The organism is Terrabacter sp. Root181 (genome assembly GCF_001428505.1).
Lineage (GTDB): Bacteria > Actinomycetota > Actinomycetes > Actinomycetales > Dermatophilaceae > Terrabacter.
In genome coordinates this window covers 1,194,260-1,216,468 of the sequence record NZ_LMHU01000001.1, presented here as the reverse complement: position 1 = coordinate 1,216,468, position 22,209 = coordinate 1,194,260, and the positions used below count along the sequence as shown (strand labels likewise).

22 protein-coding genes and 3 tRNA genes are annotated in these 22,209 nt (G+C 71.9%); 10 read left to right on the top strand and 15 right to left on the bottom strand.

Going from position 1 to position 22,209, the window contains the following annotated elements:
- The first annotated feature begins 154 nt into the window (after nucleotides 1–154).
- Nucleotides 155–1,537, top strand: coding sequence for an FAD-binding oxidoreductase (locus ASD90_RS05710; protein WP_157623096.1), 1,383 nt, complete (start codon nucleotides 155–157; stop codon nucleotides 1,535–1,537).
- On the top strand, nucleotides 1,537–2,664 hold the full coding sequence (locus ASD90_RS05705) for an alanine--glyoxylate aminotransferase family protein (protein WP_056752720.1): 1,128 nt from the start codon (nucleotides 1,537–1,539) through the stop codon (nucleotides 2,662–2,664). Before ASD90_RS05710 ends, ASD90_RS05705 begins: the two co-directional genes overlap by 1 nt.
- 297 nt (nucleotides 2,665–2,961) lie before the next feature.
- Here ASD90_RS05705 and rplL read toward each other — a convergent pair whose 3' ends face one another.
- Nucleotides 2,962–3,348: a 50S ribosomal protein L7/L12 gene (gene rplL, locus ASD90_RS05700; RefSeq protein WP_020143277.1), complete on the bottom strand. Its 387-nt coding sequence runs from the start codon at nucleotides 3,346–3,348 to the stop codon at nucleotides 2,962–2,964.
- 69 nt (nucleotides 3,349–3,417) lie between these two features.
- Nucleotides 3,418–4,002: a 50S ribosomal protein L10 gene (gene rplJ, locus ASD90_RS05695; protein WP_020143278.1), complete on the bottom strand. Its 585-nt coding sequence runs from the start codon at nucleotides 4,000–4,002 to the stop codon at nucleotides 3,418–3,420.
- 319 nt (nucleotides 4,003–4,321) lie between these two features.
- On the opposite strand from rplJ, the gene ASD90_RS05690 reads away from it, so the two are divergent.
- Nucleotides 4,322–5,212 (top strand): DUF3152 domain-containing protein, encoded by an 891-nt coding sequence (locus tag ASD90_RS05690; RefSeq protein ID WP_082588500.1) that lies wholly within the window; start codon nucleotides 4,322–4,324, stop codon nucleotides 5,210–5,212.
- Between the two features lie 72 nt (nucleotides 5,213–5,284).
- On the opposite strand, the gene ggt is transcribed toward ASD90_RS05690, so the two are convergent.
- The 6 genes from ggt to ASD90_RS05660 form a co-directional block, all read right to left on the bottom strand.
- Nucleotides 5,285–6,979, bottom strand: a complete 1,695-nt coding sequence (gene ggt / locus ASD90_RS05685; protein WP_056754500.1) for a gamma-glutamyltransferase — start codon at nucleotides 6,977–6,979, stop codon at nucleotides 5,285–5,287.
- A 349-nt stretch (nucleotides 6,980–7,328) separates the two neighbouring features.
- On the bottom strand, nucleotides 7,329–8,045 hold the full coding sequence (gene rplA / locus ASD90_RS05680) for a 50S ribosomal protein L1 (RefSeq protein WP_056752717.1): 717 nt from the start codon (nucleotides 8,043–8,045) through the stop codon (nucleotides 7,329–7,331).
- 109 nt (nucleotides 8,046–8,154) lie between these two features.
- On the bottom strand, nucleotides 8,155–8,586 hold the full coding sequence (gene rplK, locus ASD90_RS05675; RefSeq protein WP_056752714.1) for a 50S ribosomal protein L11: 432 nt from the start codon (nucleotides 8,584–8,586) through the stop codon (nucleotides 8,155–8,157).
- Nucleotides 8,587–8,683: 97 nt separating this feature from the next.
- A complete protein-coding gene (nusG, locus tag ASD90_RS05670; protein ID WP_369793568.1) occupies nucleotides 8,684–9,676 on the bottom strand; it encodes a transcription termination/antitermination protein NusG in 993 nt (330 codons plus the stop codon).
- Between the two features lie 28 nt (nucleotides 9,677–9,704).
- Nucleotides 9,705–9,974, bottom strand: a complete 270-nt coding sequence (gene secE, locus ASD90_RS05665) for a preprotein translocase subunit SecE (RefSeq protein ID WP_056752708.1) — start codon at nucleotides 9,972–9,974, stop codon at nucleotides 9,705–9,707.
- Nucleotides 9,975–10,090: 116 nt separating this feature from the next.
- Nucleotides 10,091–10,163, bottom strand: a tRNA-Trp gene (locus tag ASD90_RS05660).
- Between the two features lie 292 nt (nucleotides 10,164–10,455).
- Between ASD90_RS05660 and ASD90_RS05655 the strand changes: the two genes are divergently transcribed.
- The 4 genes from ASD90_RS05655 to ASD90_RS05640 all read left to right on the top strand — a co-directional run bounded on the left by ASD90_RS05655 (nucleotide 10,456) and on the right by ASD90_RS05640 (nucleotide 14,277).
- On the top strand, nucleotides 10,456–11,829 hold the full coding sequence (locus ASD90_RS05655) for an aminotransferase class I/II-fold pyridoxal phosphate-dependent enzyme (RefSeq protein ID WP_056752705.1): 1,374 nt from the start codon (nucleotides 10,456–10,458) through the stop codon (nucleotides 11,827–11,829).
- Nucleotides 11,826–12,347, top strand: coding sequence for a DUF5709 domain-containing protein (locus tag ASD90_RS05650; RefSeq protein WP_056752702.1), 522 nt, complete (start codon nucleotides 11,826–11,828; stop codon nucleotides 12,345–12,347). Before ASD90_RS05655 ends, ASD90_RS05650 begins: the two co-directional genes overlap by 4 nt.
- Nucleotides 12,348–12,439: 92 nt before the next feature.
- Nucleotides 12,440–13,468: an adenosine deaminase gene (locus ASD90_RS05645; protein WP_056752699.1), complete on the top strand. Its 1,029-nt coding sequence runs from the start codon at nucleotides 12,440–12,442 to the stop codon at nucleotides 13,466–13,468.
- Between the two features lie 125 nt (nucleotides 13,469–13,593).
- Nucleotides 13,594–14,277, top strand: a complete 684-nt coding sequence (locus tag ASD90_RS05640) for a hypothetical protein (RefSeq protein WP_157623005.1) — start codon at nucleotides 13,594–13,596, stop codon at nucleotides 14,275–14,277.
- Nucleotides 14,278–14,363: 86 nt separating this feature from the next.
- Here ASD90_RS05640 and ASD90_RS05635 read toward each other — a convergent pair whose 3' ends face one another.
- From ASD90_RS05635 to ASD90_RS05610, 6 genes are all read right to left on the bottom strand, one after another.
- A complete protein-coding gene (locus tag ASD90_RS05635; protein ID WP_056752693.1) occupies nucleotides 14,364–15,437 on the bottom strand; it encodes a UDP-N-acetylmuramate dehydrogenase in 1,074 nt (357 codons plus the stop codon).
- Nucleotides 15,438–15,454: 17 nt separating this feature from the next.
- Nucleotides 15,455–15,910, bottom strand: a complete 456-nt coding sequence (locus ASD90_RS05630; RefSeq protein ID WP_056752690.1) for a MaoC/PaaZ C-terminal domain-containing protein — start codon at nucleotides 15,908–15,910, stop codon at nucleotides 15,455–15,457.
- A complete protein-coding gene (locus ASD90_RS05625) occupies nucleotides 15,910–16,356 on the bottom strand; it encodes a MaoC family dehydratase N-terminal domain-containing protein (RefSeq protein ID WP_056752687.1) in 447 nt (148 codons plus the stop codon). Before ASD90_RS05625 ends, ASD90_RS05630 begins: the two co-directional genes overlap by 1 nt.
- 116 nt (nucleotides 16,357–16,472) lie before the next feature.
- Nucleotides 16,473–16,643: a 50S ribosomal protein L33 gene (rpmG, locus tag ASD90_RS05620; RefSeq protein WP_020143294.1), complete on the bottom strand. Its 171-nt coding sequence runs from the start codon at nucleotides 16,641–16,643 to the stop codon at nucleotides 16,473–16,475.
- A 168-nt stretch (nucleotides 16,644–16,811) separates the two neighbouring features.
- Nucleotides 16,812–16,888 (bottom strand) — tRNA-Met (locus ASD90_RS05615).
- A gap of 60 nt (nucleotides 16,889–16,948) precedes the next feature.
- Nucleotides 16,949–17,021 (bottom strand) — tRNA-Thr (locus tag ASD90_RS05610).
- Between the two features lie 139 nt (nucleotides 17,022–17,160).
- Here ASD90_RS05610 and ASD90_RS05605 point away from each other — a divergent pair.
- Nucleotides 17,161–18,570 (top strand): AI-2E family transporter, encoded by a 1,410-nt coding sequence (locus tag ASD90_RS05605; RefSeq protein WP_056752685.1) that lies wholly within the window; start codon nucleotides 17,161–17,163, stop codon nucleotides 18,568–18,570.
- A 33-nt stretch (nucleotides 18,571–18,603) separates the two neighbouring features.
- On the opposite strand, the gene ASD90_RS05600 is transcribed toward ASD90_RS05605, so the two are convergent.
- The gene (locus ASD90_RS05600; RefSeq protein WP_056752682.1) at nucleotides 18,604–19,500 is read right to left on the bottom strand and encodes a hypothetical protein; all 897 of its coding nucleotides are present in this window, start codon (nucleotides 19,498–19,500) and stop codon (nucleotides 18,604–18,606) included.
- Nucleotides 19,501–19,559: 59 nt separating this feature from the next.
- Between ASD90_RS05600 and ASD90_RS05595 the strand changes: the two genes are divergently transcribed.
- Complete coding sequence (locus ASD90_RS05595) at nucleotides 19,560–20,381, top strand: hypothetical protein (protein WP_056752681.1); 822 nt, start codon at nucleotides 19,560–19,562, stop codon at nucleotides 20,379–20,381.
- 535 nt (nucleotides 20,382–20,916) lie between these two features.
- The gene (locus ASD90_RS05585) at nucleotides 20,917–22,164 is read left to right on the top strand and encodes a cupin domain-containing protein (RefSeq protein ID WP_056752676.1); all 1,248 of its coding nucleotides are present in this window, start codon (nucleotides 20,917–20,919) and stop codon (nucleotides 22,162–22,164) included.
- Nucleotides 22,165–22,209: the final 45 nt, after the last annotated feature.

The window sequence follows — 22,209 nt, the reverse complement described above, 5'->3', positions numbered from 1 at the left end:
ACCTACCGGGACCGGTGCGCGGATCGACGGCGCGTGGCGCGAGCACTCTCCGGGTGCTGACGACGGACACCTGAGGGACGGGACGGCATACGCCATCGGCTCGCCCTGGACGCGCGAGCGGACCCGTCGTGGTTACGGTGGTCGCGTGACGACAGTGAGCAAGGACGCTCCCGACCTGCGGGCCCTGGAGGGACTCGCCGGGTCCCTGACGCCCGGTGCGCTGCTGACCGAGCCCGACAGCGTGGCCGCCTACCGCTTCGACTACACGGCTGACGCCGCCGCCGGTGTGCCGCTCGCCGTGGTCCGCGCGGCGAGCGCGGCCGACGTGCAGGCCACCGTGCGCTGGGCCGGCGAGCACGAGGTCCCGGTCGTGCCACGCGGGGCCGGCAGTGGGCTCTCTGGCGGCTCGAACGCGATCGACGGCTGCATCGTGCTGAGCCTCGAGCGGATGCGGACGGTCGAGATCGACCCGAGCACGCGCACCGCGCTCGTCGAGGCCGGGGCGCTCAACGTGGAGGTCAAGCAGGCCGCGGCCGAGCACGGGCTCTGGTACCCGCCCGACCCGTCGTCGTTCGAGATCTGCTCGATCGGCGGCAACGTCGCGACCAACGCTGGCGGCCTGTGCTGCGTGAAGTACGGCGTCACGACCGACTACGTGCTCGGCCTCGACGTCGTCCTCGCCGACGGGACGCTCGTGCACCTCGGCGGCCAGCGGGTCAAGGACACGGCGGGCCTCTCGCTCGTCAAGCTCTTCGTGGGCAGCGAGGGCACCCTCGGCGTCGTGACGCGGGCGACCCTGCGGCTCGTGCCGGCCCAGGCGCCGCCGGCCACCCTCGTGGCCACCTTCGACACCGTCGAGGACGCGGCTCGGGTGGTCGTGGCCGTCGGCAACACGCTGCGCGCGTCGATGATGGAGCTGATGGACCAGGCCTCGGTCAACGCCGTCGAGGACCACCGGAGCATGGGGCTCGACCGCGAGGCCGGTGCCATGCTGCTGGCGCAGTCCGACGCCCCGGGTGCGGCGCGCGGTGAGGAGATCGCCGTGATGGAGCGACTGTGCCAGGAGGGCGGCGCGCGGGAGTGCTTCACCACGACGGATGCCGCCGAGGGCGAGATGTTCGTCGCCGCCCGTCGCGCCGCGATCGTCGCCATCGAGCGCCGAGGCGCGATCATGCTCGAGGACGTCGGCGTGCCCGTGCCGCGCCTGCCCGACCTGCTCACCGGCATCGCCGAGATCTCCCGACGCCATGCCGTCGAGATCCCGGTCGTGGCCCATGCCGGCGACGGCAACACGCACCCGGTCATCGTCTACCCGGCGGGCGATGACGACGCCGGGGCCCGCGCGGCACAGGCGTTCTCGGAGGTCATGAGCCTCGCGATCGGGCTCGGCGGCACCATCACCGGCGAGCACGGCGTCGGCCGCCTCAAGCGAGCGGCCCTGCCGGAGCAGCTCGGGCCCGACGTCATGGCCCTCACCCACCGCATCAAGAACGCCCTCGACCCACAGGGCATCCTCAACCCCGGAGCAGGATTCTGATGACCGCGACGCCGCCCACCACGACCCGCCGCCCCATCGCCGACCGGCACCTCTTCGGCCCCGGCCCGTGCAACCCCTACCCCGAGGCGACCCTGGCGCTCGCCGCACCGCTGCTCGGGCACCTCGACCCGGACTTCCTCGCGATCATGGACGAGACGTGCGACCTGCTGCGCCATGTCTGGGGCACCGACAACCGCCGCACCCTGCCGCTCTCGGCGACTGGATCGGCGGGCATGGAGGCCGCGTTCGTCAACACCGTCTCGCCCGGCGACGTCGTCGTCGTGGCCGTCAACGGGCTCTTCGGAGAGCGCATGGTCGACGTCGCGGGCCGCCACGGCGCCGAGGTCGTGCGCGTCGACCACGAGTGGGGCACGCCCGTCGACGTCGGGCGCGTCGCCGCCGCCCACCCGTCCCCGAAGATCATCGCCGCGGTGCACGCCGAGACGTCCACCGGTGTCCGTTCCGACATCGCAGCGCTCGGCGCCGTCAAGGGCGACGCGCTGCTGCTCGTCGACGCCGTCACGAGCATCGGTGGCATCGAGCTGCGCGCCGACGAGTGGGGCATCGACATCGGCTACGCCGGCACCCAGAAGTGCCTCGGCGTCGCTCCGGGCCTCGCGCCCTTCACCATCAGCGACCGGGCCTTCGACCGGCGCGTCGAGAAGCCGTCGTCGTGGTATCTCGACCTCGGCCTGCTCGGCGGCTACGTCGGCGAGGCCTCCGGATCCGGCAAGCGCACCTACCACCACACGGCCCCCACGGCGATGGTCGCGAGCCTCCACGCCGGCCTGCAGCGCATCGCCGACGAGGGCCTCGAGAAGGTCTGGGACCGTCACGCCGAGGCCGGGCGTCTGCTCCAGGACGGCCTGCAGGAGATGGGCCTGGCCCTCTTCGCCGCCGAGGGCTCCCGCCTGCCCGAGCTGACCACGGTCCGGGTCCCCGACGGCGTCGACTCGGCCGCGGTCCGCGCCTACCTGCTCGAACGGCACAACCTCGAGATCGGCGCCGGGGTGGGGGAGTTCGCCGCCACCGTCTGGCGCATCGGCCTGATGGGCCACAACGCCCGCCCCGACCGCGTGGCCCTCGTCCTCGCCGCCCTCAAGGACGCCTTGGCCCACGCCGCCTGACCCCGCCACGCTCCCCGGTCGAGGTATGCCGTCGCGCACAGTGGCGACGAAACACCTCGACCCGGGGGCGAGCGTCGACGAGGGCGCGGGGCGTGGCGGTGGTCGCGGCATCGGCGGCGGGCCCGTGCGCTGGGAGCGAGCGTGACGGCATACGCCCGCCGACGCTCCACGCCGCGAGCGCCGTCGCGGGTCGCGCCCACGCAGCCCGGCGACCAGAGCACAGCGAAAGGCGGGCCCGACCAGATGGTCGGACCCGCCTTTGCGGTACAGCAGTGATCCCGGCAGTGCCGGGTCAGATCACTTGAGCTCGACGGTGGCGCCGGCGCCCTCGAGCTGCTCCTTGGCCTTCTCGGCCGCAGCCTTGTCGACACCCTCGAGGACGGGCTTGGGGGCGCCGTCGACGAGGTCCTTGGCCTCCTTGAGGCCGAGGCTCGTGAGCGCGCGGACCTCCTTGATGACCTGGATCTTCTTCTCGCCCGCGGCGGTGAGAACGACGTCGAACGAGTCCTTCTCCTCCTCCTCGACGGCGGCAGCGCCGCCACCGGCAGCGGCGGCAACCGCGGCAACGGGGGCAGCAGCGGTGACCTCGAAGGTCTCCTCGAACTGCTTCACGAACTCGGAGAGCTCGATGAGGGTCATCTCCTTGAAAGCGTCAAGGAGCTCGTCGGTGCTGAGCTTCGCCATGGTGGCTTCCTTCCTAGATATTGCCGTGAGTGGCGTGTTGTTGAATCGAGCTGGTGCGCAGGAGCGCGATCAGCTCTCGTCGCCACCCTCGGCGACGTCGGTGGTTGCCTCGTCGGCGGCAGCCGGCGTGGCGGGACCCTGCGCCTCGACCTTCTGGCGCAGGGCGTCGACCACGCGGGCCGTCTGCGACAGAGGAGCGACGAAGAGGTAGGCGGCCTTGTTGAGGGAGCCCTTCATGGCGCCCGCAAGCTTGGCCAGGAGAACCTCGCGGGACTCGAGGTCCGCGAGCTTCGTGATCTCCTCGGGGGACAAGGTCTTGCCGTCGAGGACGCCAGCCTTGATCACGAGGAGGGGGTGTGCCTTGGCGAAGTCACGCAGACCCTTGGCAGCCTCGACCGGGTCACCGGTGATGAAGGCGATGGCCGACGGGCCCTGGAGGTGGCCGTCGAAGGCCGTGATACCGGCCTCCTTGGCGGCGCGCTCCGTGAGCGTGTTCTTGACCACGGCGTAGGTGGCGTGTTCCCGGATCGAGGTGCGCAGCTGCGAGAGCTGGGCCACGGTCAGACCGCGGTACTCGGTGAGAACGGCCGCGCCGGACTCACGGAACTTGTCCGCGATCTCGGCAATGGCAGCCGTCTTCTCGGAGTTCGCCATCTGGGCCTCCTTCCCTTGCGTGGTGCCGCCTGTCGAAGGGGCCCGGAGGGCCTGCACGAAAAGAGCCCCGGCGCAGGGCGCTCGGGGCTCGCAGCGACATACTCGAGGTATGCCGTGGGGCTGAGTGTCCTGCGCTGGCTGCCCGCATCGTGCGGAACCTTCGGGAGATCGTGGTTGCCCACGCCCTCCAACCGGCGGTCATTGGTCGTGGACCAGAGTACGGGCTGGACCGTCGCGGACCAAATCGAGCCCGGGGCCCGTCGGCGGGTCCGACGCGCGATCCCCCACCGCAGGGGGTACGTGACCTAGCGTGGCACCTATGGGGAGTGGCAGCGCAGTCCGCCGTCCGACCCCGTCGCGACGGCAGGCGATCCGCCGCCGTCGGACGTGGGCGGGTCTCGCCGTCGTGCTCTGCGTCGCCGCCGACCTCTGGGTGGTGACGTCGGCCGGTGCCGGCGAGCCGGTCCCGGAGGGCGCGGTCTCGCGCGCCTCTCGGGTCGCGATGACGGCCGGGACGGCGCCGGCGGTCTCGATCGACGAGGTCGAGCGGGTACCCGATGCCGCGACCGACTCGCAGGTCGGCGGGGCCACGTCGGCCACCGGCTCCGGCGACGGCAAGGACGACGGCAAGGACGAGAAGGGCGCGGTCATCGAGAAGGGGTCCGGCACCTTCACGGTCGTGGCGATGCCCACCGCAGCCCTGCGCCCGGCCCCCGCGAGCGGCCGCACGGTGCGCTACACCGTCGAGCTCGAGGGCGGCCTCGACATCCGGGGCGAGGACCTCGCGACCACCGTCGGCACCGTCCTGACCGACCCGCGCGGCTGGCAGGCGAAGGACGGCGTCCGGTTCATCGACGTCTCACCCGCCGCTGCGGCCAAGGGCGCCGCCGTCGACCTGCGCATCACGCTCGCGAGCCCCGACACGACCGACCGGCTGTGTGCGCCGCTCCAGACGCGGGGCCAGGTCAGCTGCCACAACTCGGGGCGGGTCGTGCTCAACCTGCGCCGCTGGGTCCTCGGCGCCGCGGCCTACGGCAGCGACGTCACCGGCTACCGCACCTACCTCGTCAACCACGAGGTCGGCCACGGCACCGGGCACGCGCACGCCTACTGCGGCGGCAAGGGCAAGGTGGCGCCGGTCATGATGCAGCAGACCTACGGCCTCAAGGGCTGCACGGCGTGGCCCTGGCCGACCCCCAGGCCGGCCTGACCCTGACGGCATGAGTGAGGCCGGCCCCGGACGGGGACCGGCCTCACGGTTACGGATCGCTCAGCCGCGCGGTCAGCGGGGGTCGACCACCATCGCCGAGCCACCGCCACGCCGGGTCGTCTCGGCCGCGGCCTCGAACTGGCCGTCCGCGAGGCTCCGGATCGCCGTGACCGCGCCGATCTCGTTGGGCGTGCCGGCCGACACGAGGTTGTGCCCGAGGGCCCGGAGGCCGGCGCCGGTCGGGCCGTCGAGGATGGTCGGCTCGGCGCCCTCCGCCCCGTTGCGCGAGCTGAGGCGTGCCGCCGCGACCGCGTCGACGAGCGAGAGGTCGCGGTCCAGGTAGCCGAGGATCGTCTGGGAGACCGACGTGATGATCGTCGCGCCACCGGGCGAGCCGACGGCGAGGAACGGCTTGCCGTCATCGAGGATGATCGTCGGGCTCATCGACGAGCGCGGCCGCTTGCCCGACCCCGGCAGGTTCGGGTCGGGCGCACTGCCCTGGGTCGGCGTGAAGTTGAAGTCCGTCAGCTCGTTGTTGAGGAGGAACCCGTAGCCCGGGACGGTGATGCCCGAGCCACCGGTCTGCTCGATGGTGAGCGTGTAGGAGGCGACGTTGCCCCACCGGTCGGTCGCCGTCAGGTGCGTCGTCGACTGGCCCTCGCTGGGTTGCGACGAGACCAGCGCCGTCGGGCAGGTGGAGACGTAGGACCGGTCGGGGACGCCCGGAGCAATCGGTCGCGTGAGCGCATGCGTCGGGTCGAAGAGGCAGGAGCGCTCACCCGCGAAGCCGGTGCTCGTCAGCTCCTGCACCGGCACGTTCGATACGTCACCGACGTAGCGGTTCCGGTCGGCGAACGCGGTGGCCGACGCCTCGGAGAACCGGTGGAGGTACTGCACCTGGTCGACGTCACCCGTGGAGACCCCGGTGCGCTGCTCGTAGGCCGCCATGAGGTTGAGGATCTCGGCCACGGCGATGCCGCCGGAGCTCGGGACCGGCATGCCGTAGACGTCGTAGCCCTTGTACCGCGAGTGGATCGGGTCCTTCGTCAGGGCCCGGTACGCGCGGAGGTCGTCCATCCTGATCTGGCCGGGCAACACGCTCGTGCCGTCGGTGTGCGGGGCGCTCGCCTCGGCGACGACCGCCTGACCCAGCGACCCGGCATACAGCGCCGCGACGCCCTGGGTGCGCAGCGTCCTATAGGCCTTGGCCATGTCGGGGTTGGTGAAGACGGAACCGACGGCAGGCGCCCCGCCGTCGCGCAGGAACACCCGGGCCGTCTCGGGGAAGGTCTTGAAGCGCGTCGCGTTGGCCGTGGTCTGGTCGGCGAACGTCTGGTCGACGACGAAACCCTGGGCCGCGAGCTTCTCGGCGGGCTTGAGCGCCTCGTTGAGCGACCACGTGCCGTAGTCGCGCAAGGCCTTGTCCCACAGGGCGGGCGTGCCGGGGACACCCACCGACAGACCCGAGTTGACGGCCGTGGCGAACGGGTAGGCCGCGCCCGTCGTCTCGTCGACGAACGACGTCGACGTGAACGACTCGGGCGCCGTCTCGCGACCGTCGATGGTCGAGACGTGTCTGCTGCGGGCGTCGTAGTAGACGAGGAAACCACCGCCGCCGATGCCGGCGCTGTAGGGCTCGGTGACACCGAGGGCAGCCGCCGTCGCGACCGCGGCGTCCGCCGCGTTGCCGCCCCGGGCCAGCACGTCGATGCCGACCTGCGAGGCGTCCCGGTCGACCGAGCTGACCGCGCCACCGGAGCCCGTCATGACCGGGACCTTCGGCAGCGGGGTGGGCTGGCCGTGCCACCCGCGGTCGACCGTGGCGGCGGTCGGGGCCCCAGCCGGCTGAGCGCCGGCCGTGGCCGGCAACAGGGACAGAGGGAGTCCGACGACGAGAGCGCCGAGGACCCATCGGGAACGTCTCGTGGTGCGTGCGCTGTGACGACTCATCGTTCGACCGTACCCGCGCAAACACCTCAGATCGCGCCGAGCACCCCACCCATCCCGGGAGCCGGACGGGTGTGACCACGAGGCCACTCGAGAGGGACGGGCGCGAACGACGAGAGCCCGCCACCCCGGGTGGGGTGACGGGCTCCTCGACTGCTGGGTCAGGCGGTCAGGCCTGCTCCTCCTCGGCGAGGAGGTTGCGCGTCTTGGAGAAGTCGAGCGGGATGCCCGGGCCCATCGTCGTGGAGACGGTGGCCTTCTCGATGTAGCGGCCCTTGGAGCTGGCCGGCTTCAGACGCAGGATCTCCTCGAGGGCAGCGGCGTAGTTCTCGACGAGCTTCGTCTCGTCGAAGGACGCCTTGCCGATGATGAAGTGGAGGTTCGCGTGCTTGTCGACGCGGAACTCGATCTTGCCGCCCTTGATGTCGGTGACGGCCTTGGCGACGTCCATCGTCACGGTGCCGGTCTTCGGGTTCGGCATGAGGCCACGCGGACCGAGGACCTTGCCGAGACGACCGACCTTGCCCATGAGGTCAGGGGTCGCGACGACGGCGTCGAAGTCGAGCCAGCCACCCTGGACCTTCTCGAGCAGGTCGTCGGAGCCGACGTGGTCGGCGCCGGCCTCACGGGCGGCCTCGGCCTTGTCGCCGTTGGCGAAGACGAGGACGCGGGCGGTCTTGCCCGTGCCGTGCGGCAGGTTGACCGTGCCGCGGACGGCCTGGTCGGCCTTGCGCGGGTCGACGCCGAGGCGCATGGCGACCTCGACGGTCTCGTCGTACTTGGCCTTGGCCGTCTGCTTGGCGACGCGGACGGCCTCGAGGGGGGCGTAGACCTTGCCGGGCGTGATGAGCTCGGCGGCTGCGCGGTAGTTCTTGCTGCGCTTCATGGAACTGCTCCTTGCGTGGTGGTGGAGTCGTGGTGCGGGCCAGCGCTGGCCCTCCCACGTGGCCGACGGCATACGGTCCGTATGCCGTGCGGCCGGGGTGACGTCGAGCTCAGAGCTCGGTGTCGATGCCCATCGAGCGAGCGGTGCCGGCGATGATGCGCGCCGCCATCTCCTCGTCGTGGGCGTTGAGGTCTTCCATCTTCTGGCGGGCGATCTCGAGGACCTGCTCGCGCGAGAGCTTGGCGACCTTCGTCTTGTGCGGCTCGCCGGAACCCTTGGCGACGCCGGCGGCCTTCTTGATGAGCTCGGCGGCCGGCGGGGTCTTGGTCACGAAGGTGAACGAGCGGTCCTCGTAGACCGTGATCTCGACCGGGATGACGTTGCCGCGCTGGGACTCCGTCGCGGCGTTGTACGCCTTGACGAACTCCATGATGTTGACGCCGTGCTGACCGAGGGCGGGGCCGACGGGCGGGGCGGGCGTGGCCTGACCGGCCTGGATCTGCAGCTTGATGAAGCCGGAGACCTTCTTCTTGGGGGGCATGGATGCCTACCTTCTGTGTTGCTGGGCCGACGCCTTGGGCGATGACCCGGTTGCATGTCCTCGTGCGGTCAGCCGCACGAGGTCGTACGACCCTCGATCAGATCTTGGCGACCTGGGCGAAGGAGAGCTCGACCGGGGTCTCCCGGCCGAAGATGGAGACGAGCACCTTGAGCTTCTGGGTGTCGGGGTTGATCTCGGAGATCGTGGCGGGAAGGGTCTCGAAGGGCCCCTCCATGACGGTGACGGACTCGCCGACCTCGAAGTCGACGACACGCACGTCCTTGGGAGCGCCGGAGCTCGACGCGGCGCCCGAGCCGTCGGCGGCCGCAGCGGCCTCGAAGTTCGGGGCGAGCATCGTGAAGACCTCGTCGATCGACAGCGGCACCGGCTGGTGCGCGTTGCCGACGAAGCCGGTGACGCCCGGCGTGTGGCGCACGGCGCCCCAGCTCTCGTCGGTGAGGTCCATGCGGACGAGGACGTAGCCGGGCATCCGGACGCGACGGACCTGCTTCTTCTGGCCGTTCTTGATCTCGGTGACCTCCTCCATGGGGACCTCGATCTCGAAGATGAAGTCCTCCATGTTGAGGGTCTGGATACGCGTCTCGAGGTTCGCCTTCACACGGTTCTCGTAACCGGCGTAGGAGTGGATGACGTACCAGTCGCCGAAGCGCGTGCGCAGGTCGGCCTTGAAGTCGGCGACCGGGTCGCCACTGCCCTGGACCGCAGGCTCGGCGTCGTCATCGGACTCGTCGGTGTCGTCGGCGGACTCGTCGTCCTCGGCGGACTCGTCGTCCTCGGCGGACTCGTCGTCCTCGGCGGACTCGTCGTCCTCGGCGGACTCGTCGTCCTCGGCGGACAGGGCGGGCTCGGACTCGTCGACGGAGACCGTGTCGCTGTCGGAGTCGGTGGCGTCGTCCTCAGCACCCGACTCGACGTCGGACGCCGTGAGCTCGTCGGTCTCGACCGCGGGGTCGACGACGTCGCTCTCGGTGCTCTCGCCGTTCGGGGCGCCCTCGTGGGCGAACTGCTCGGACACGCTCTGACCTACTTCCTTGCTCGTGGACCAGCCGGTGACGGCTGGCGGTGACATCCCGCGATGGTGCCCGTGGGCTCGTGCCTCAGGTCGCCGAACCCGTGAAGACCCAGGAGACCAGGCGGCTCAGACCGAAGTCGAGCGTTGACACCAGGGCCATCATGATCACGACGAACACGACCACGACGGTCGTGTAGCGCACGAGCTCGGGACCCGTCGGCCGCACGACCTTGCGCAGCTCGTCGAGGATCTGGCGCACGAAGAGGCTGATCGCGCCGAAGAGACGCGACACGGGGTTGCCGCCACGAGCCTTGTCGGCACGGCCGGACCCGCGCTTGGCGCTCGTCTCCGTCACAATTCCTTCTTTCTGCCTGGGTGTCGGCCCGCGGGCGCCACACCCGGACCGTGGGGTTCCACGTCAGGGCAGAAGCCGCGTGCCGCCTTGCACGACGACCACATCACTGGGATGCGCAGGGCAAGAGGGACTCGAACCCCCAACCGCTGGTTTTGGAGACCAGAGCTCTACCAATTGAGCTATTGCCCTTCGCCGGGGACGTTGGGTGTCCACGGCGGGACGGCATGCGTCAGCATGGCCAGCGAAGCCGTCCGAGGGACGATCATACGGGACGGTGCGCCCCAACGCGAACCGGCCCGAAACCCCCTCGACGAGCCCTCGGTGGGCGCCCTCCGGACGATACCGGGCCACCTTCTGGGCAGCCCGCCGGGCAGCTCGCTGGGCAACCCGGCGGACACGTGCCGAGCCCGTGGCGGGACGGTTCGACCCGGCATACGGACTCGGGCGCCCGGGCGGAGGGGCGCAGTGGCAGGATCGAGACGTGACGAACCCGCGCACCCCCCTCGCGTCCCTGTCCGACGACGACCTGGCCGGCTTCCTCGCCGAGCAGCGGTCGGCCTACGAGGCCCTGCAGTCCCGCGGTCTCAAGCTAGACCTGACGCGGGGCAAGCCGTCCGCCGCGCAGCTCGACCTCTCGGACGACCTGCTGCACCTGCCGACGACGACGAAGGACCGCGCGGGCGTCGACGTGCGCAACTACGGCGGGCTCGAGGGCCTGGCCGAGCTGCGCGAGCTCTTCGCCGAGCTGCTCTGGGTCGAGCCGAGCCAGGTCGTCGCCGGCGGCAACTCGAGCCTGACGATGATGCACACGACCATCGTCGACTTCCTGCTCTTCGGCGGCGTCGAGTCACCCCGGCCGTGGAGCCAGGAGGAGCAGGTCACCTTCATCTGCCCCGTGCCCGGCTACGACCGCCACTTCTCCATGCTCGCGGAGTTCGGCATCGAGATGGTCACGGTCGAGATGCACGACGACGGGCCCGACGTGGCCGCGGTCGAGGCTCTCGTCAAGGACGACCCGAGCATCAAGGGCATCTGGATCGTGCCGACCTACGCCAACCCCTCCGGCGCGATCGTGTCGCAGGAGAAGGCCGCGCGCCTCGCCGCGATGCCGACCGCGGCACCCGACTTCACGATCTTCTGGGACAACGCGTACGCCTTCCACCACCTCACCGAGGACGAGGCCAAGAGCGCCGACATCCTCAGCCTCGCCGCCGCCTCCGGGCACCCGAACCGGCCCATCATGTTCGCCTCGACCTCGAAGATCACCTTCGCGGGCGCCGGCGCCGCCGTGCTCGCCGCGAGCCAGGCCAACGTCACGTGGTACCTCTCGCACCTGGCGATGGGCTCGATCGGGCCCGACAAGGTCAACCACCTGCGCCACGTCGAGTTCTTCCGCGACGCCGACGGGGTGCGGGCGCACATGCGCAAGCACCGCGCGATCATCGCGCCGAAGTTCGCGGCCGTCGACGACGCCCTGACGTCCGGGCTCGCCGGGCTCGAGGTCGCCGAGTGGAGCCACCCGACCGGTGGCTACTTCGTCAACCTCGACGTGCTCGACGGCACCGCGTCCCGGGTGGTGGCCCTCGCCAAGGAGGCCGGCATCGCGGTGACGCCGGCGGGCGCGTCCTTCCCCCTCGGCAACGACCCGCGCGACCGCAACATCCGCCTCGCGCCGACCTTCCCGGTGCTCGACGAGGTGCTCACGGCCATGGCCGGCGTCGCGACGTGCGTCGCGCTCGCCGCCGCCGAGAAGCTGACGCGGGACCGCGCCTCTGGGGTAGGGGCAGCGGGCGACGGCGCGACGCCGTCGGCAGGAACCACCACGACCACCGCCACCGAAGGAGCCTCGCGATGAGCGACCTGGATCCCAACGAGACCATCGACGACGACCTGACGACCTACAGCGTCGACGACGAGGACCAGCTCCAGCCCGAGGACACCCTCGACGACGGCGACCTCGAGGACGTGCTCGACCGCGGCTACTCCCCCAACGACCGGCCCCAGGGCGTCACGGCCCACGGCACGACGGCCTACGAGGAGTCCATCGACGAGACGATCGACGAGCGCATCCGGCAGGAGGTCCCCGACCCGAACTCCGCCTACGGGGCCCCCGACAACGAGAGCGGCCTCGACGGTGACCGCGTCGGCGGCGACGACCCCGACTCCATCGACGCCGAGGACGACTGGCTCGGCGACCACGAGGTGGGCGACGCCCGCGCCGGGCGGCTCGTGGCCGACGACGAGGGCGCGCACGAGGATGACGAGAAGCAGGCCTGGGCCAGCGACGTGGGCGTCGACGGCGCCGGGGCGTCGGCCGAGGAGGCCGCCATGCACGTCGTCGACGAGATCGCCGACGAGCCCGACGAGGACTGAGTCCGGCCGACCCGCAGAGAGGCCACGGCCCCGGCACCAGCCGCGCCGTGGCCTCTCTGCGCCGCCCGGGACCGGATGACACACTGACCCGCATGACGCGTGCGGTGCAGGACCTGCCCAAGGCGCACCTGCACCTGCACTTCACCGGCTCGATGCGCATCGACACGGTGCGGGACCTCGCCGCCCGACACGGCATCCGCCTCCCGGACGCGCTCGTGACGGGCTGGCCCCCGCGGCTCGCCCGGGCCACGGACGAGCGTGGCTGGTTCCGCTTCCAGCGCCTCTACGACGCCGCCCGGTCGTGCGTGCGCGGTGAGGAGGACATGCGCCGGATCGTGCGCGAGGCTGCGGCCGACGACGCCGCCGAGGGGTCGCGCTGGCTCGAGATCCAGGTGGACCCCACGTCGTACGCGCCTTTCGTCGGCGGCATCACGCCCGCTCTCGAGATCGTGCTCGACGAGGCCCGCGCGGTCTCGGCGGACGGCGAGATCGGCGTGGGTGTCGTCGTCGCGGCGAGCCGCATGCGCCACCCGCTGGAGGCCCGCACCCTCGCCCGCCTCGCGGCCCACCACGCGGGCGAGGAGGCCGGCGACGTCGTCGGCTTCGGCCTGTCCAACGACGAGCGACGCGGGGCCGTCGCCGACTTCGCTCCGGCCTTCGCCATCGCCCGTCGAGCCGGCCTCGCCCTCGTGCCGCACGGCGGGGAGCTCCTCGGTGCGCAGTCGGTCATGGAGACGCTCGAGCACCTCGACCCCGACCGCATCGGGCACGGCGTGCGCAGCGTCGAGGACCCCCAGGTGCTCGACGCCGTCGCCGAGGCGGGCGTGACGCTCGAGGTGTGCCCGGGCAGCAACGTCGCGCTCGGCGTGTACGCCGATCCCAGGGACGTGCCGCTGCACCGGATCGTCGAGGCCGGCATCCCCGTCGCGCTCGGCGCGGACGACCCCCTCCTCTTCGGGTCCCGTCTGGCTGCGCAGTACACCGCGGCCCGCGACCTCGGCTTCGACGACGCCGGCCTCGCCCGGCTGGCTCGCGGCTCGCTGGAGGGCAGCCGGATGCCGGACCGGCTCCGCAAGGCCGCGCTCGCCGACGTCGACACCTGGCTCGCCGGCACGGCGTGACACCGACCACACGCAGGACCGGGTCGTAACCGGGCATAACGGGCCGGACCCAGCACGTCCGCGCTCGCGGCGCCGCCCCACCGGGTTTGCTCAGGATCGGTGCGCCCGGTCATGCTGGGCGGGAGATGAAGACTTCTGCCCCCGCCCACGCCCGCCCATTGACCGCTTCCGGCGCCCGTCTGCGACGACTCGCCGTGGTCGGCCTCGTCGCCCCCGTCGTCGCGCTCGCGGCGTGCAGCGGGGAGTCGCCCGTGACCGCCGACCCGACGGCCCCGGCCGGCACGACGCCGGCCGCGACGAGCAGCTCGACGGCGTCCACGACCACAGCGCCGACCACGACCGCCGCTCCGACGTCGGCAGCGCCGGCGAAGTACTCGACGCGCACCATCAAGGCCGTCATCAAGGACCCCCAGCTCGGCCACACGATCACGGCGCTGCGCGTCTCGCGCAACCTGCCCTTCCCGAAGAACCAGCCCGTCGGGGCCGAGGCCTTCGAGATCGTCGGCGTCAAGGTCGAGTTCGCCGCCGGATCGCGCTACTCCGCCTCGCTCGACCCGAAGATGCTGACGCTCGTCGCGGCGCGCCCCAAGCAGAACGTCGCGCCGACGGCCGAGTTCGGCAAGGCCTACAAGGCCGACCCGCTGCTGACGACGAAGCGCGACGACCGCGACCGCGGCTGGGTCTTCTTCAAGGTCGACAAGGGCACCACGAGCACTCTGCGCCTGGCCTTCAACCGGCCGGCCTACGCCGTCAGCACGACGGACAAGAACATCCCGGCCAAGACCTTCTCCGTCGTCCTGACGAAGTAGCGGCAGCGCTCCGCGTCACGCGAAAGGCCCCGGTTCCCAACGGAACCGGGGCCTTCGTCGTGCAGCTCGGGATCGGGGGACGAGCCTCAGAGCCGATCGCCGACGATGACCGGCTCGTTGACGAGGGTGACACCGAAGGCGTCGTGCACCCCGTCGCGCACCTGGCGGGCGAGGGCGAGGACGTCGGCGGTCGTGGCTCCGCCCCGGTTGGTGACGGCCAGGGTGTGCTTCGTGGACAGCGCGGCCGGTGCGGGCAGACCGAAGCCCTTGGCGAAGCCGGCATGGTCGATGAGCCAGGCCGCGCTCGTCTTGACCCGCCCGTCGGCCTCCGGGAAGCGCGGAGGGGTGGGCCCCTCCCACCCGAGCCGCTCCCCCACGCGCTCGACGAGGTCGTCGAACTCGTGCCGGCTCAGGATGGGGTTGGTGAAGAACGACCCGCACGACCACGTGTCGGGGTCGGCGTCGTCGAGCACCATCCCGCGGGCCCGACGCTGCTCGAGGACGGCCTCGCGGGCGTCCGAGAGGGGCACGCGCGTGCCGATCTCGACGCCGAGGCCCTTCGCCAGGGCGGCATACGCCACCGGGCGGCTGAGGTCGGCGACCTCGAACTGGAACACCACGTCGAGCACGACGTAGCGCGAGTGCCCCTTGAAGCGCGAGTGGCGGTAGGTGAACGCGCAGTCGGCGTTCATGAAGGTGCGCACGGCCTGCTCCTGGCGGTCCCACGTGCGCACCTGGGCCACGGTCTGCGAGACGTCCTGGCCGTAGGCGCCGACGTTCTGGATGGGCGTAGCACCCGTGAGCCCAGGTATGCCGCTCAGGCCCTCGACGCCGGCCCAGCCCTGCGCGACGGCGTGCGCCACGACGTCGTCCCAGACCTCGCCCGCGGCCACGCGCACGACCGCGCCGCCGCAGTAGTCGGCGGACTCGGGCGTGATGCCCGAGGTGGCGATGCGCACGACCGTGCCCTCGAAGCCGTCGTCGGACACGAGGAGGTTGGAGCCGCCCGAGACGACGAGCAGCGGCTCGTCGGCGTCGTCGACCTCACGGACCGCGTCGACGAGCTCGTCGGTGGTCTCGGCGGTGACGACGCGGGACGCCGGGCCACCGACCCTCATGGTCGTGAGGGTCGACAGGGGGACGTCGTGTTGCTCGTGCACGCGGTGGTCCGGCCCGCTCAGTCGAGGACGGCGACGGCCAGCGCGCGGCCGAGGACCTTCTCGCCGGCGGCCGTAGCGGTCAGCTCGACGGTGACCCGCTTGGTCTCGGGGTCGGCGGACTTGACGACGCCGGCGACCTCGATGTCGGCGCCGGTGTCGTAGGGCACGACGACGGGGCGGGTGAAACGCACGCCGTACTCGACGACGCGGCCGGCGTCGCCGGCCCAGTCGGTGACCAGCGTGACGGCCGAGCCCATCGTGAACATGCCGTGGGCGATGACGTCGGGCAGCCCGACCGCCTTGGCGAACGGCTCGTCCCAGTGGATGCGGTTGCGGTCGAGGGAGGCGCCGGCGTACTGCACGAGGCGGGCGCGGTCGACGTGGACGGTCATCGACGGCAGCGCGTCACCGACCGCGACGTCGGAGAAGGACCGCACCGGCGTGGCGGTCGGGGTGCTCGGCTGGGCGCTCATCACTCGGCTCCTCGGATGACGATGGTCGACGTGGCGGTGCACACGGACTCGCCCGCCTCGGTGGCGAGCTCGGTGCGGGTGGTCACCATGGCGTGTCCGCCGGCCTCGCGCACGGTGTCGACGTGGAGCGTGCCGACGACGGCGTCGCCGGCCGTCAGAGGCCGGTGGTGGACGAAGCGCTGCTCACCGTGCACGACGCGGGAGAAGTCGATGCCGGCCTCGGGGTCGCGGATCAGCTGCCCGTCGCACTGCTGGGCGATGAGCACGGCGAACGTCGGCGGCGCGATGACGTCGGCGTAGCCACGGGTTCGCGCCACGTCGGCGTCGACGTGCACCGGGTCGGCCGAACCGACCGCCTCGGCGAACTCACGGATCTTGGCGGCACTGACCCGATAGGTCTCGGTGGGCGGGTACACCCGGCCCTGGAAGTCTGCGTTCACCGGCATACGGGGCAGCCTATCCACCGCCGCCGACCCGCGCCCGCGCCGACCGGTGGGCGTCCGGGAACGACGACGCTCCCCCGGCCGGGTGGCCGAGGGAGCGGTCGATGGGTGCGCTGGGGTCAGCGGGTCTCGCGGTGCTCCGTGTGCTTGCCGCACTTCGGGCAGAACTTGTTCATCGCGAGGCGGTCGGGGTTGTTCCGACGGTTCTTCTTGGTGATGTAGTTGCGGTCCTTGCAGTCCACACACGCCATCGTGATCTTCGGACGGACGTCGCTGCTCTTGCTGGCCACGGCAACCTGCTCTTTCGGAAACGTACTTGGGTGTTCGGTCGTCTTGCGACGGGTGTCGCGCGGCGCGTCACGCGTTCCGGGCGGCATCCCGGGGTGACACGCAGGCGCGACGTCCAAGGTTACGCGACACCCCGATGATTCGAGAAATCGAACCGGTGCGCGCGGAAGTGGTAGCGGGAGCGGGGCTCGATCCCGCGACCTCACGATTATGAGTCGTGCGCTCTAACCAGCTGAGCTACCCCGCCATGGGCTGTCGTCCCCCGGCCCGCCGCTGCTGCGACGGGGACCGGAGCCCGACCGACCAGAGCCCCAATAGGGAATCGAACCCTAGACCTTTTCCTTACCATGGAAACGCTCTGCCGACTGAGCTATTGGGGCACGGCCGACACCGAGAAACCGCTGCGAGAACGCCTTCAGGTCGACCTGTTGTGCGACGGCGAGACTACACGGTCGGCGGCGCGGATACGAAATCGAGCAGTTCACGCACTCTGGGCGTCGCTACTGGAAGGATGCGGGCATGAGCGGCCCCATCGATGGTCAGCCGGACACCGGTCCTACCGCCGAACCGTCGACCGGGCGGCTCGGCTCCGATGTCGAACCACCGGGCACCCCGGCGGGCGCTGCGGCGCGCACCGAACCGGGCGTCGGGAGTGACGTGGACACCCGCCTGGTCGACGTCCAGGTGCGCTTCGACCGGCGCAGCGTGTGGCGCGCGGGCTGGCTCGCGGTCGCCATCGTCGCGATCGCCGCCCTGGGCAAGTTCGTCATCGACGACGGCGGCTCGGTCATCTTCACCCTCATCATGGCCATGCTCGCCTCGATCGCCATGGAGCCGGCCGTCGCGCGGCTCTCGCGCCGGATGCGACGCGGGATGGCGACGATGATCGTCATGCTCGGCGTGCTCGTCTTCTGCATCGTCTTCATGCTCGCGTTCGGCAACCTGCTGGCCGACCAGCTCGCCACCTTCGTCGCCTCGATCCCGGCGCTCGTCCAGAAGGCGACGACGTGGGCCAACGAGACCTTCGGCTCCGAGCTCAGCCCCGACGCGTTCCTGGCCCAGTTCACGAGCGACGTCGGCGGTCTGGGCAGTCTGGCCGGCAGCGTCGCCGGCGGCCTCATCGGTGCCGTCGCCGCCGTGCTCGGTGCCTTCTTCTCGTCCATCACCTTCTTCTTCTTCACCTTCTACTTCTCGGCCGACAGCCTGCGTCTGCGTCGCTGGGTCGCTCAGCTCGCCCCGCCGCGCCAGCAGGAGGTCATCGGGGTGGCGTGGGACCTCGCGGTCATCAAGACCGGCGGCTACGTGTCGGCCCGGCTCGTGCTCGCCGCGATCTGCGGCGGCCTGTCCAGCCTGTTCATGCTCATCATCGGCATGGACTACTGGCTGGCCCTCGGCATCTGGACCGGCCTCGTGGCGCAGTTCGTGCCGACCATCGGGACCTACATCGCGATCGCGCTGCCGGTCTTCGTCGGCCTCGTCGGCCCGGAGCCGTGGCAGGGGGTGGCGCTGCTCGGCTTCGCCCTCGTCTACCAGCAGATCGAGAACGTCACCATCGAGCCCCGCATCTCGGCGGACGCGGTCGACGTGCATCCCGCGGTGTCCTTCGCTGCCGTCATGTTCGGTGCGGCGCTCTTCGGCGTCGCCGGAGCCTTCGTGGCGGTGCCCGTGGCCGCGCTGATGCTCGCCCTCTTCGACATCTACTCGCGCAAGTACGAGCTGCTGCCGCAGCTTGCCGCTCCCCAGCCCGGGGAGCGGCAGCACGCCGAACACCAGCACGCGTCGTTCACGGCCCGGCTCCCCGCGCTGCCCCGGGCTCGGGCGAAGGCCGCCGAGCCGCCGACGCCCGCGGCCGAGCCCCAGCCGACCGGCCTGCGTGCGACCCTGCGGCACTGGTTCTCCCGCGACCACGCCTCGGAGGGCAAGAAGTAGCCACGTCGCCGGCCGTCCTGGCCGCGACGGACGTCACGCCCCGTCGTGCGCGTCGTGCGCGTCGAGCGCCTGCTGGGCCGCGGCCTCCTCCTGCTCACGCTGACTGCGTATGCCGGTCGCGTCGTCGAGCTCGCCCGTGACCTTCTCGAGCCGGGCCCTCGCCGTCGCGAGCCGCCGCTCGAGGTCGGCGATGCCCTCGACGACCTCCTCCTGACGGGCCGTGAGGACCGCGACCTGCCGATCCGCGGCCCGCAGGTCGGCCCGCGCGGTCTCGAGCGTCGACTGGAGGCGGGCGCGCTCCGCGGTCCGCCGGCTCCGTCGCCGCTCCTCGAGGTCGACCGGGTCGCCGCCTCCGGCACCCCCGGGCAGCACCGAGAGCGAGGGGCGACCGGCCGCGGCGTCGTCGTCGTCCGCGTCGAGGTCCGCGATGGCGACGACATCGGCCACGTCGACCGAACCGAAGCCGGAGTAGCTGAGTGACTTGACGAGCGCGCCCGTGAGGACCGAGGCCTCGGCGTCCTCATCGGCGATGAGCGCCGTCAGCGTCTCGCGCACCTCCTGGGCCGCGCCCGCGCCGAGTCCCGGACCGTCCTGCGCCGCGACCTGGGCGATGCGATCGGCGAGAGCGTCGACGCGTGTGGCCCGCTCGCGGCCGAGCAGGCGCAGCTGGTCGGCGTCGAGGCTGCGCTGCGCCTCACGGAGCAGCTCGGCGAACGACCGGAGCTCCTCCAGCTCGTCGGCGTGCTCGCGGACGAAGTGGTTGACCGCCCAGGCGGCGAGGGTCGGCTTGCGCAGGGCACCGACCGAGGCGGCGAGGTCCTTCTCGCCCGCCGACCTCGCCTCGGCCACCAGCTCGGAACGCAACGGGGTGAACCGAGCGGGCGGGACGGCATACAGCTGCTCGACGGCGGCGCGCACGTGCAGGATCACCCCTGCATCCTCCCGCAAACCCGCTGGTGCGGCCCGCCGCGGAGGGGCAGGCTTGGCGCGTGATCTGGATCTGTGCGACCTGCGCCGTCGAGACCGACGACCTGCCCGAGCCGCCGGGCGCGTGTGCCGTCTGCGAGGACGAGCGACAGTGGGTGCTCGAGCAAGGGCAGCAATGGACCACCGTGCAGCAGCTTCGGGAGGCCGGGACCCGGATCACCGTCGACGAGGTCGAGACCGACCTCTGGGGCCTGCGTGCCGAGCCCGAGGTCGGGATCGGGCAGCAGACCATGGTCCTGCGGGTGGGCGAGGGCGTGCTCCTCTTCGACTGCGTCGGCTACATCGACGAGGTGACCGTCGAGCTCGTGCGCGCCCTCGGCCCGACGCTCGCCGTGGCCGCCAGCCATCCGCACATGTACGGCGTGCAGACGGAGTGGGCCCACGCCCTCGGCGACGTGCCGGTGCTCGTGGCCGCCCCCGACGCCGAGTGGGTGCGGCGCCACGACCCGCTCGTCGAGCTCTACGACGAGCAGCGGGAGATCGCCGCGGGGCTCACCCTGCACCGGGTCGGTGGGCACTTCCGCGGCCAGGCGGTCGTCGAGTGGAAGGCGGGCGCCGACGGGCGCGGCGTGCTGCTTGCGGGAGATGCGGTCTTCCCCAACCCCGACCGCCGGTCGGTGAGCTTCATGCGCAGCTACCCGAACCGGATCCCCTTGTCGGGCAACGTCGTCCAGCGCATCGCGGGTCAGCTCGAGGGACTGCACTTCGACCGGCTCTACAACAACTTCGGTGCCGTCGTGCCGTCGGACGCCAAGGCCGTGCTGCGTCGGTCGGCGGACCGTCACGCGGCGTGGACGCGTGGGGACCTCGACCACCTGACCTGAAGGTGGGGCCGCGACGTGCCCGGAGCGCGCCCAGTGGGTAGGTGCACGTCGACGGCGTCGTCCGGCGCCGCGGCACACCCTGTGGAGGAGAAGCGATGAGCGACAGCCCGCTGGACCCCGTGAGCGACGACCCGACGACCGAGGGGCCCGCTGACGGCGGAGCCGACACGACCAGCCACGACGGCGGCGCCGACGGTGGCGCTGACACCGAGGGCCCTGCTGACGGCGGAGCCGACACGAGCAGCCACGACGGCGGCGCCGACGGTGGCGCTGACNACGACGGCGGCGCCGACGGTGGCGCTGACACCGAGGGCCCTGCTGACGGCGGAGCCGACACGAGCAGCCACGACGGCGGCGCCGACGGTGGCGCTGACACCGAGGGCCCTGCTGACGGCGGAGCCGACACGAGCAGCCACGACGGCGGCGCCGACGGTGGCGCCGACACCGAGGGCCCTGCTGACGGCGGAGCCGACACGAGCAGCCACGACGGCGGCGCCGACGGTGGGGCCGGAGCGGACCCGACCTCCTCGATCTGATGACCGCTGGCACGACGAGCCGGGTGCCCACGGACGACCGTGGGCGCTCGGCGCTGGCGCGTCTCGTGCCGTTCGCCGCCGACGAGTTCGCCCGCGACCACTGGGCGCACACGCCGGTGGTCACCCGCGCGGCCGACCTGCCGGGCGGCCTGCTCGACCTCTTCGGGGAGGACGCCGTCGACGAGCTCATCTCCCGTCGCGGTCTCCGGTCCCCCTTCCTTCGTGTCGCCAAGGGCGGGCACACCCTGGGGGACCGCGAGTTCACCCAGGGCGGCGGCGTCGGCGCGTCGGTCGCCGACCAGGTGAGCGACGACAAGCTCCTCGGCCACTTCGCCGACGGAGCCACGATCGTCCTGCAAGGGCTGCACCGCACGTGGGGCCCCCTCATCGACTTCACCCAGCAGCTCGCGGAGGAGCTGGGCCACCCGGTCCAGGCCAACGCGTACGTCACCCCGAGCCAGAACACCGGCTTCAGCGACCACTACGACGTGCACGACGTCTTCGTGCTCCAGGTGGGTGGCGAGAAGCGCTGGCGTGTCCGGCCCCCCGTGCACGACTCCCCGCTGCGCGACGAGCCGTGGACCGACCACCGGGCCGAGGTCGAGGAGGTCGGGCGGCGCGCGCCGGACCACGAGTTCACGCTCCGCCCCGGCGACGTCCTCTATCTCCCCCGCGGCTGGGTGCACTCGGCGACGGCCCTCGGCGGCGTCAGCACGCACCTCACGCTGGGCGTCCACGTGTGGACGCGCCGGCACGTCGCCGACGAGCTCGTCTCCATCGCGGTCGCCGAGGCCAGCCGCGACGAGAGGATCAGGGCCTCCCTCGGCGTCGCACCCACTGGCTTCGACCACGAGGCCATCGCCCCGGACGTGGAGCTCGTGCGGGCAGCGCTCGTGCGCGCCCTCGGCGAGATCGACGTGGCCACGGTCGTCGACGCCCTCGAGGCACGAGCCCGCGGCTCGCAGCGACCGGCCCCGATCAGCCCCCTCGCCCAGGTGGCGGCGGCCGACGCCCTTCGCCCCGAGACGACGCTCCGCCTGCGGCCGCACGTGGCCGCTCGGCTCGTGCCCTCCGGTGACGGCCCGGCCCGGCTGCGCAGCCGCCTCGCCGACTTCCCGGTCGAGTCGCACGACGTCGGCACGTTCGTCGCCCTGGTCGCCGGTGGCGTCCTGCGCGCCGACATGGTCGGGCTCGAGCTGGCTCGTCGGCTGATGCTCGCCGGCCTGCTCGTCGTCGCCGACGACTGACGGGACGACGCCGCCCCGATGCCCGACCCGCCTCCGGGCGGACGC

Coding starts and splice junctions, on each gene's coding strand:
- ASD90_RS05630 (WP_056752690.1), bottom strand. CDS start 15,910: ATGAGCGCCCAGCCGAGCACCCCGACCGCCACGCCGGTGCGGTCCTTC.
- rplJ (WP_020143278.1), bottom strand. CDS start 4,002: ATGGCGAACTCCGAGAAGACGGCTGCCATTGCCGAGATCGCGGACAAG.
- ASD90_RS05705 (WP_056752720.1), top strand. CDS start 1,537: ATGACCGCGACGCCGCCCACCACGACCCGCCGCCCCATCGCCGACCGG.
- rplL (WP_020143277.1), bottom strand. CDS start 3,348: ATGGCGAAGCTCAGCACCGACGAGCTCCTTGACGCTTTCAAGGAGATG.
- ASD90_RS05625 (WP_056752687.1), bottom strand. CDS start 16,356: ATGCCGGTGAACGCAGACTTCCAGGGCCGGGTGTACCCGCCCACCGAG.
- ASD90_RS05585 (WP_056752676.1), top strand. CDS start 20,917: ATGACCGCTGGCACGACGAGCCGGGTGCCCACGGACGACCGTGGGCGC.
- ASD90_RS05690 (WP_082588500.1), top strand. CDS start 4,322: ATGGGGAGTGGCAGCGCAGTCCGCCGTCCGACCCCGTCGCGACGGCAG.
- ASD90_RS05650 (WP_056752702.1), top strand. CDS start 11,826: ATGAGCGACCTGGATCCCAACGAGACCATCGACGACGACCTGACGACC.
- rplA (WP_056752717.1), bottom strand. CDS start 8,045: ATGAAGCGCAGCAAGAACTACCGCGCAGCCGCCGAGCTCATCACGCCC.
- ggt (WP_056754500.1), bottom strand. CDS start 6,979: ATGACGGGCTCCGGTGGCGCGGTCAGCTCGGTCGACCGGGACGCCTCG.
- ASD90_RS05640 (WP_157623005.1), top strand. CDS start 13,594: ATGAAGACTTCTGCCCCCGCCCACGCCCGCCCATTGACCGCTTCCGGC.
- rplK (WP_056752714.1), bottom strand. CDS start 8,586: ATGCCCCCCAAGAAGAAGGTCTCCGGCTTCATCAAGCTGCAGATCCAG.
- ASD90_RS05605 (WP_056752685.1), top strand. CDS start 17,161: ATGAGCGGCCCCATCGATGGTCAGCCGGACACCGGTCCTACCGCCGAA.
- nusG (WP_369793568.1), bottom strand. CDS start 9,676: ATGTCACCGCCAGCCGTCACCGGCTGGTCCACGAGCAAGGAAGTAGGT.
- ASD90_RS05645 (WP_056752699.1), top strand. CDS start 12,440: ATGACGCGTGCGGTGCAGGACCTGCCCAAGGCGCACCTGCACCTGCAC.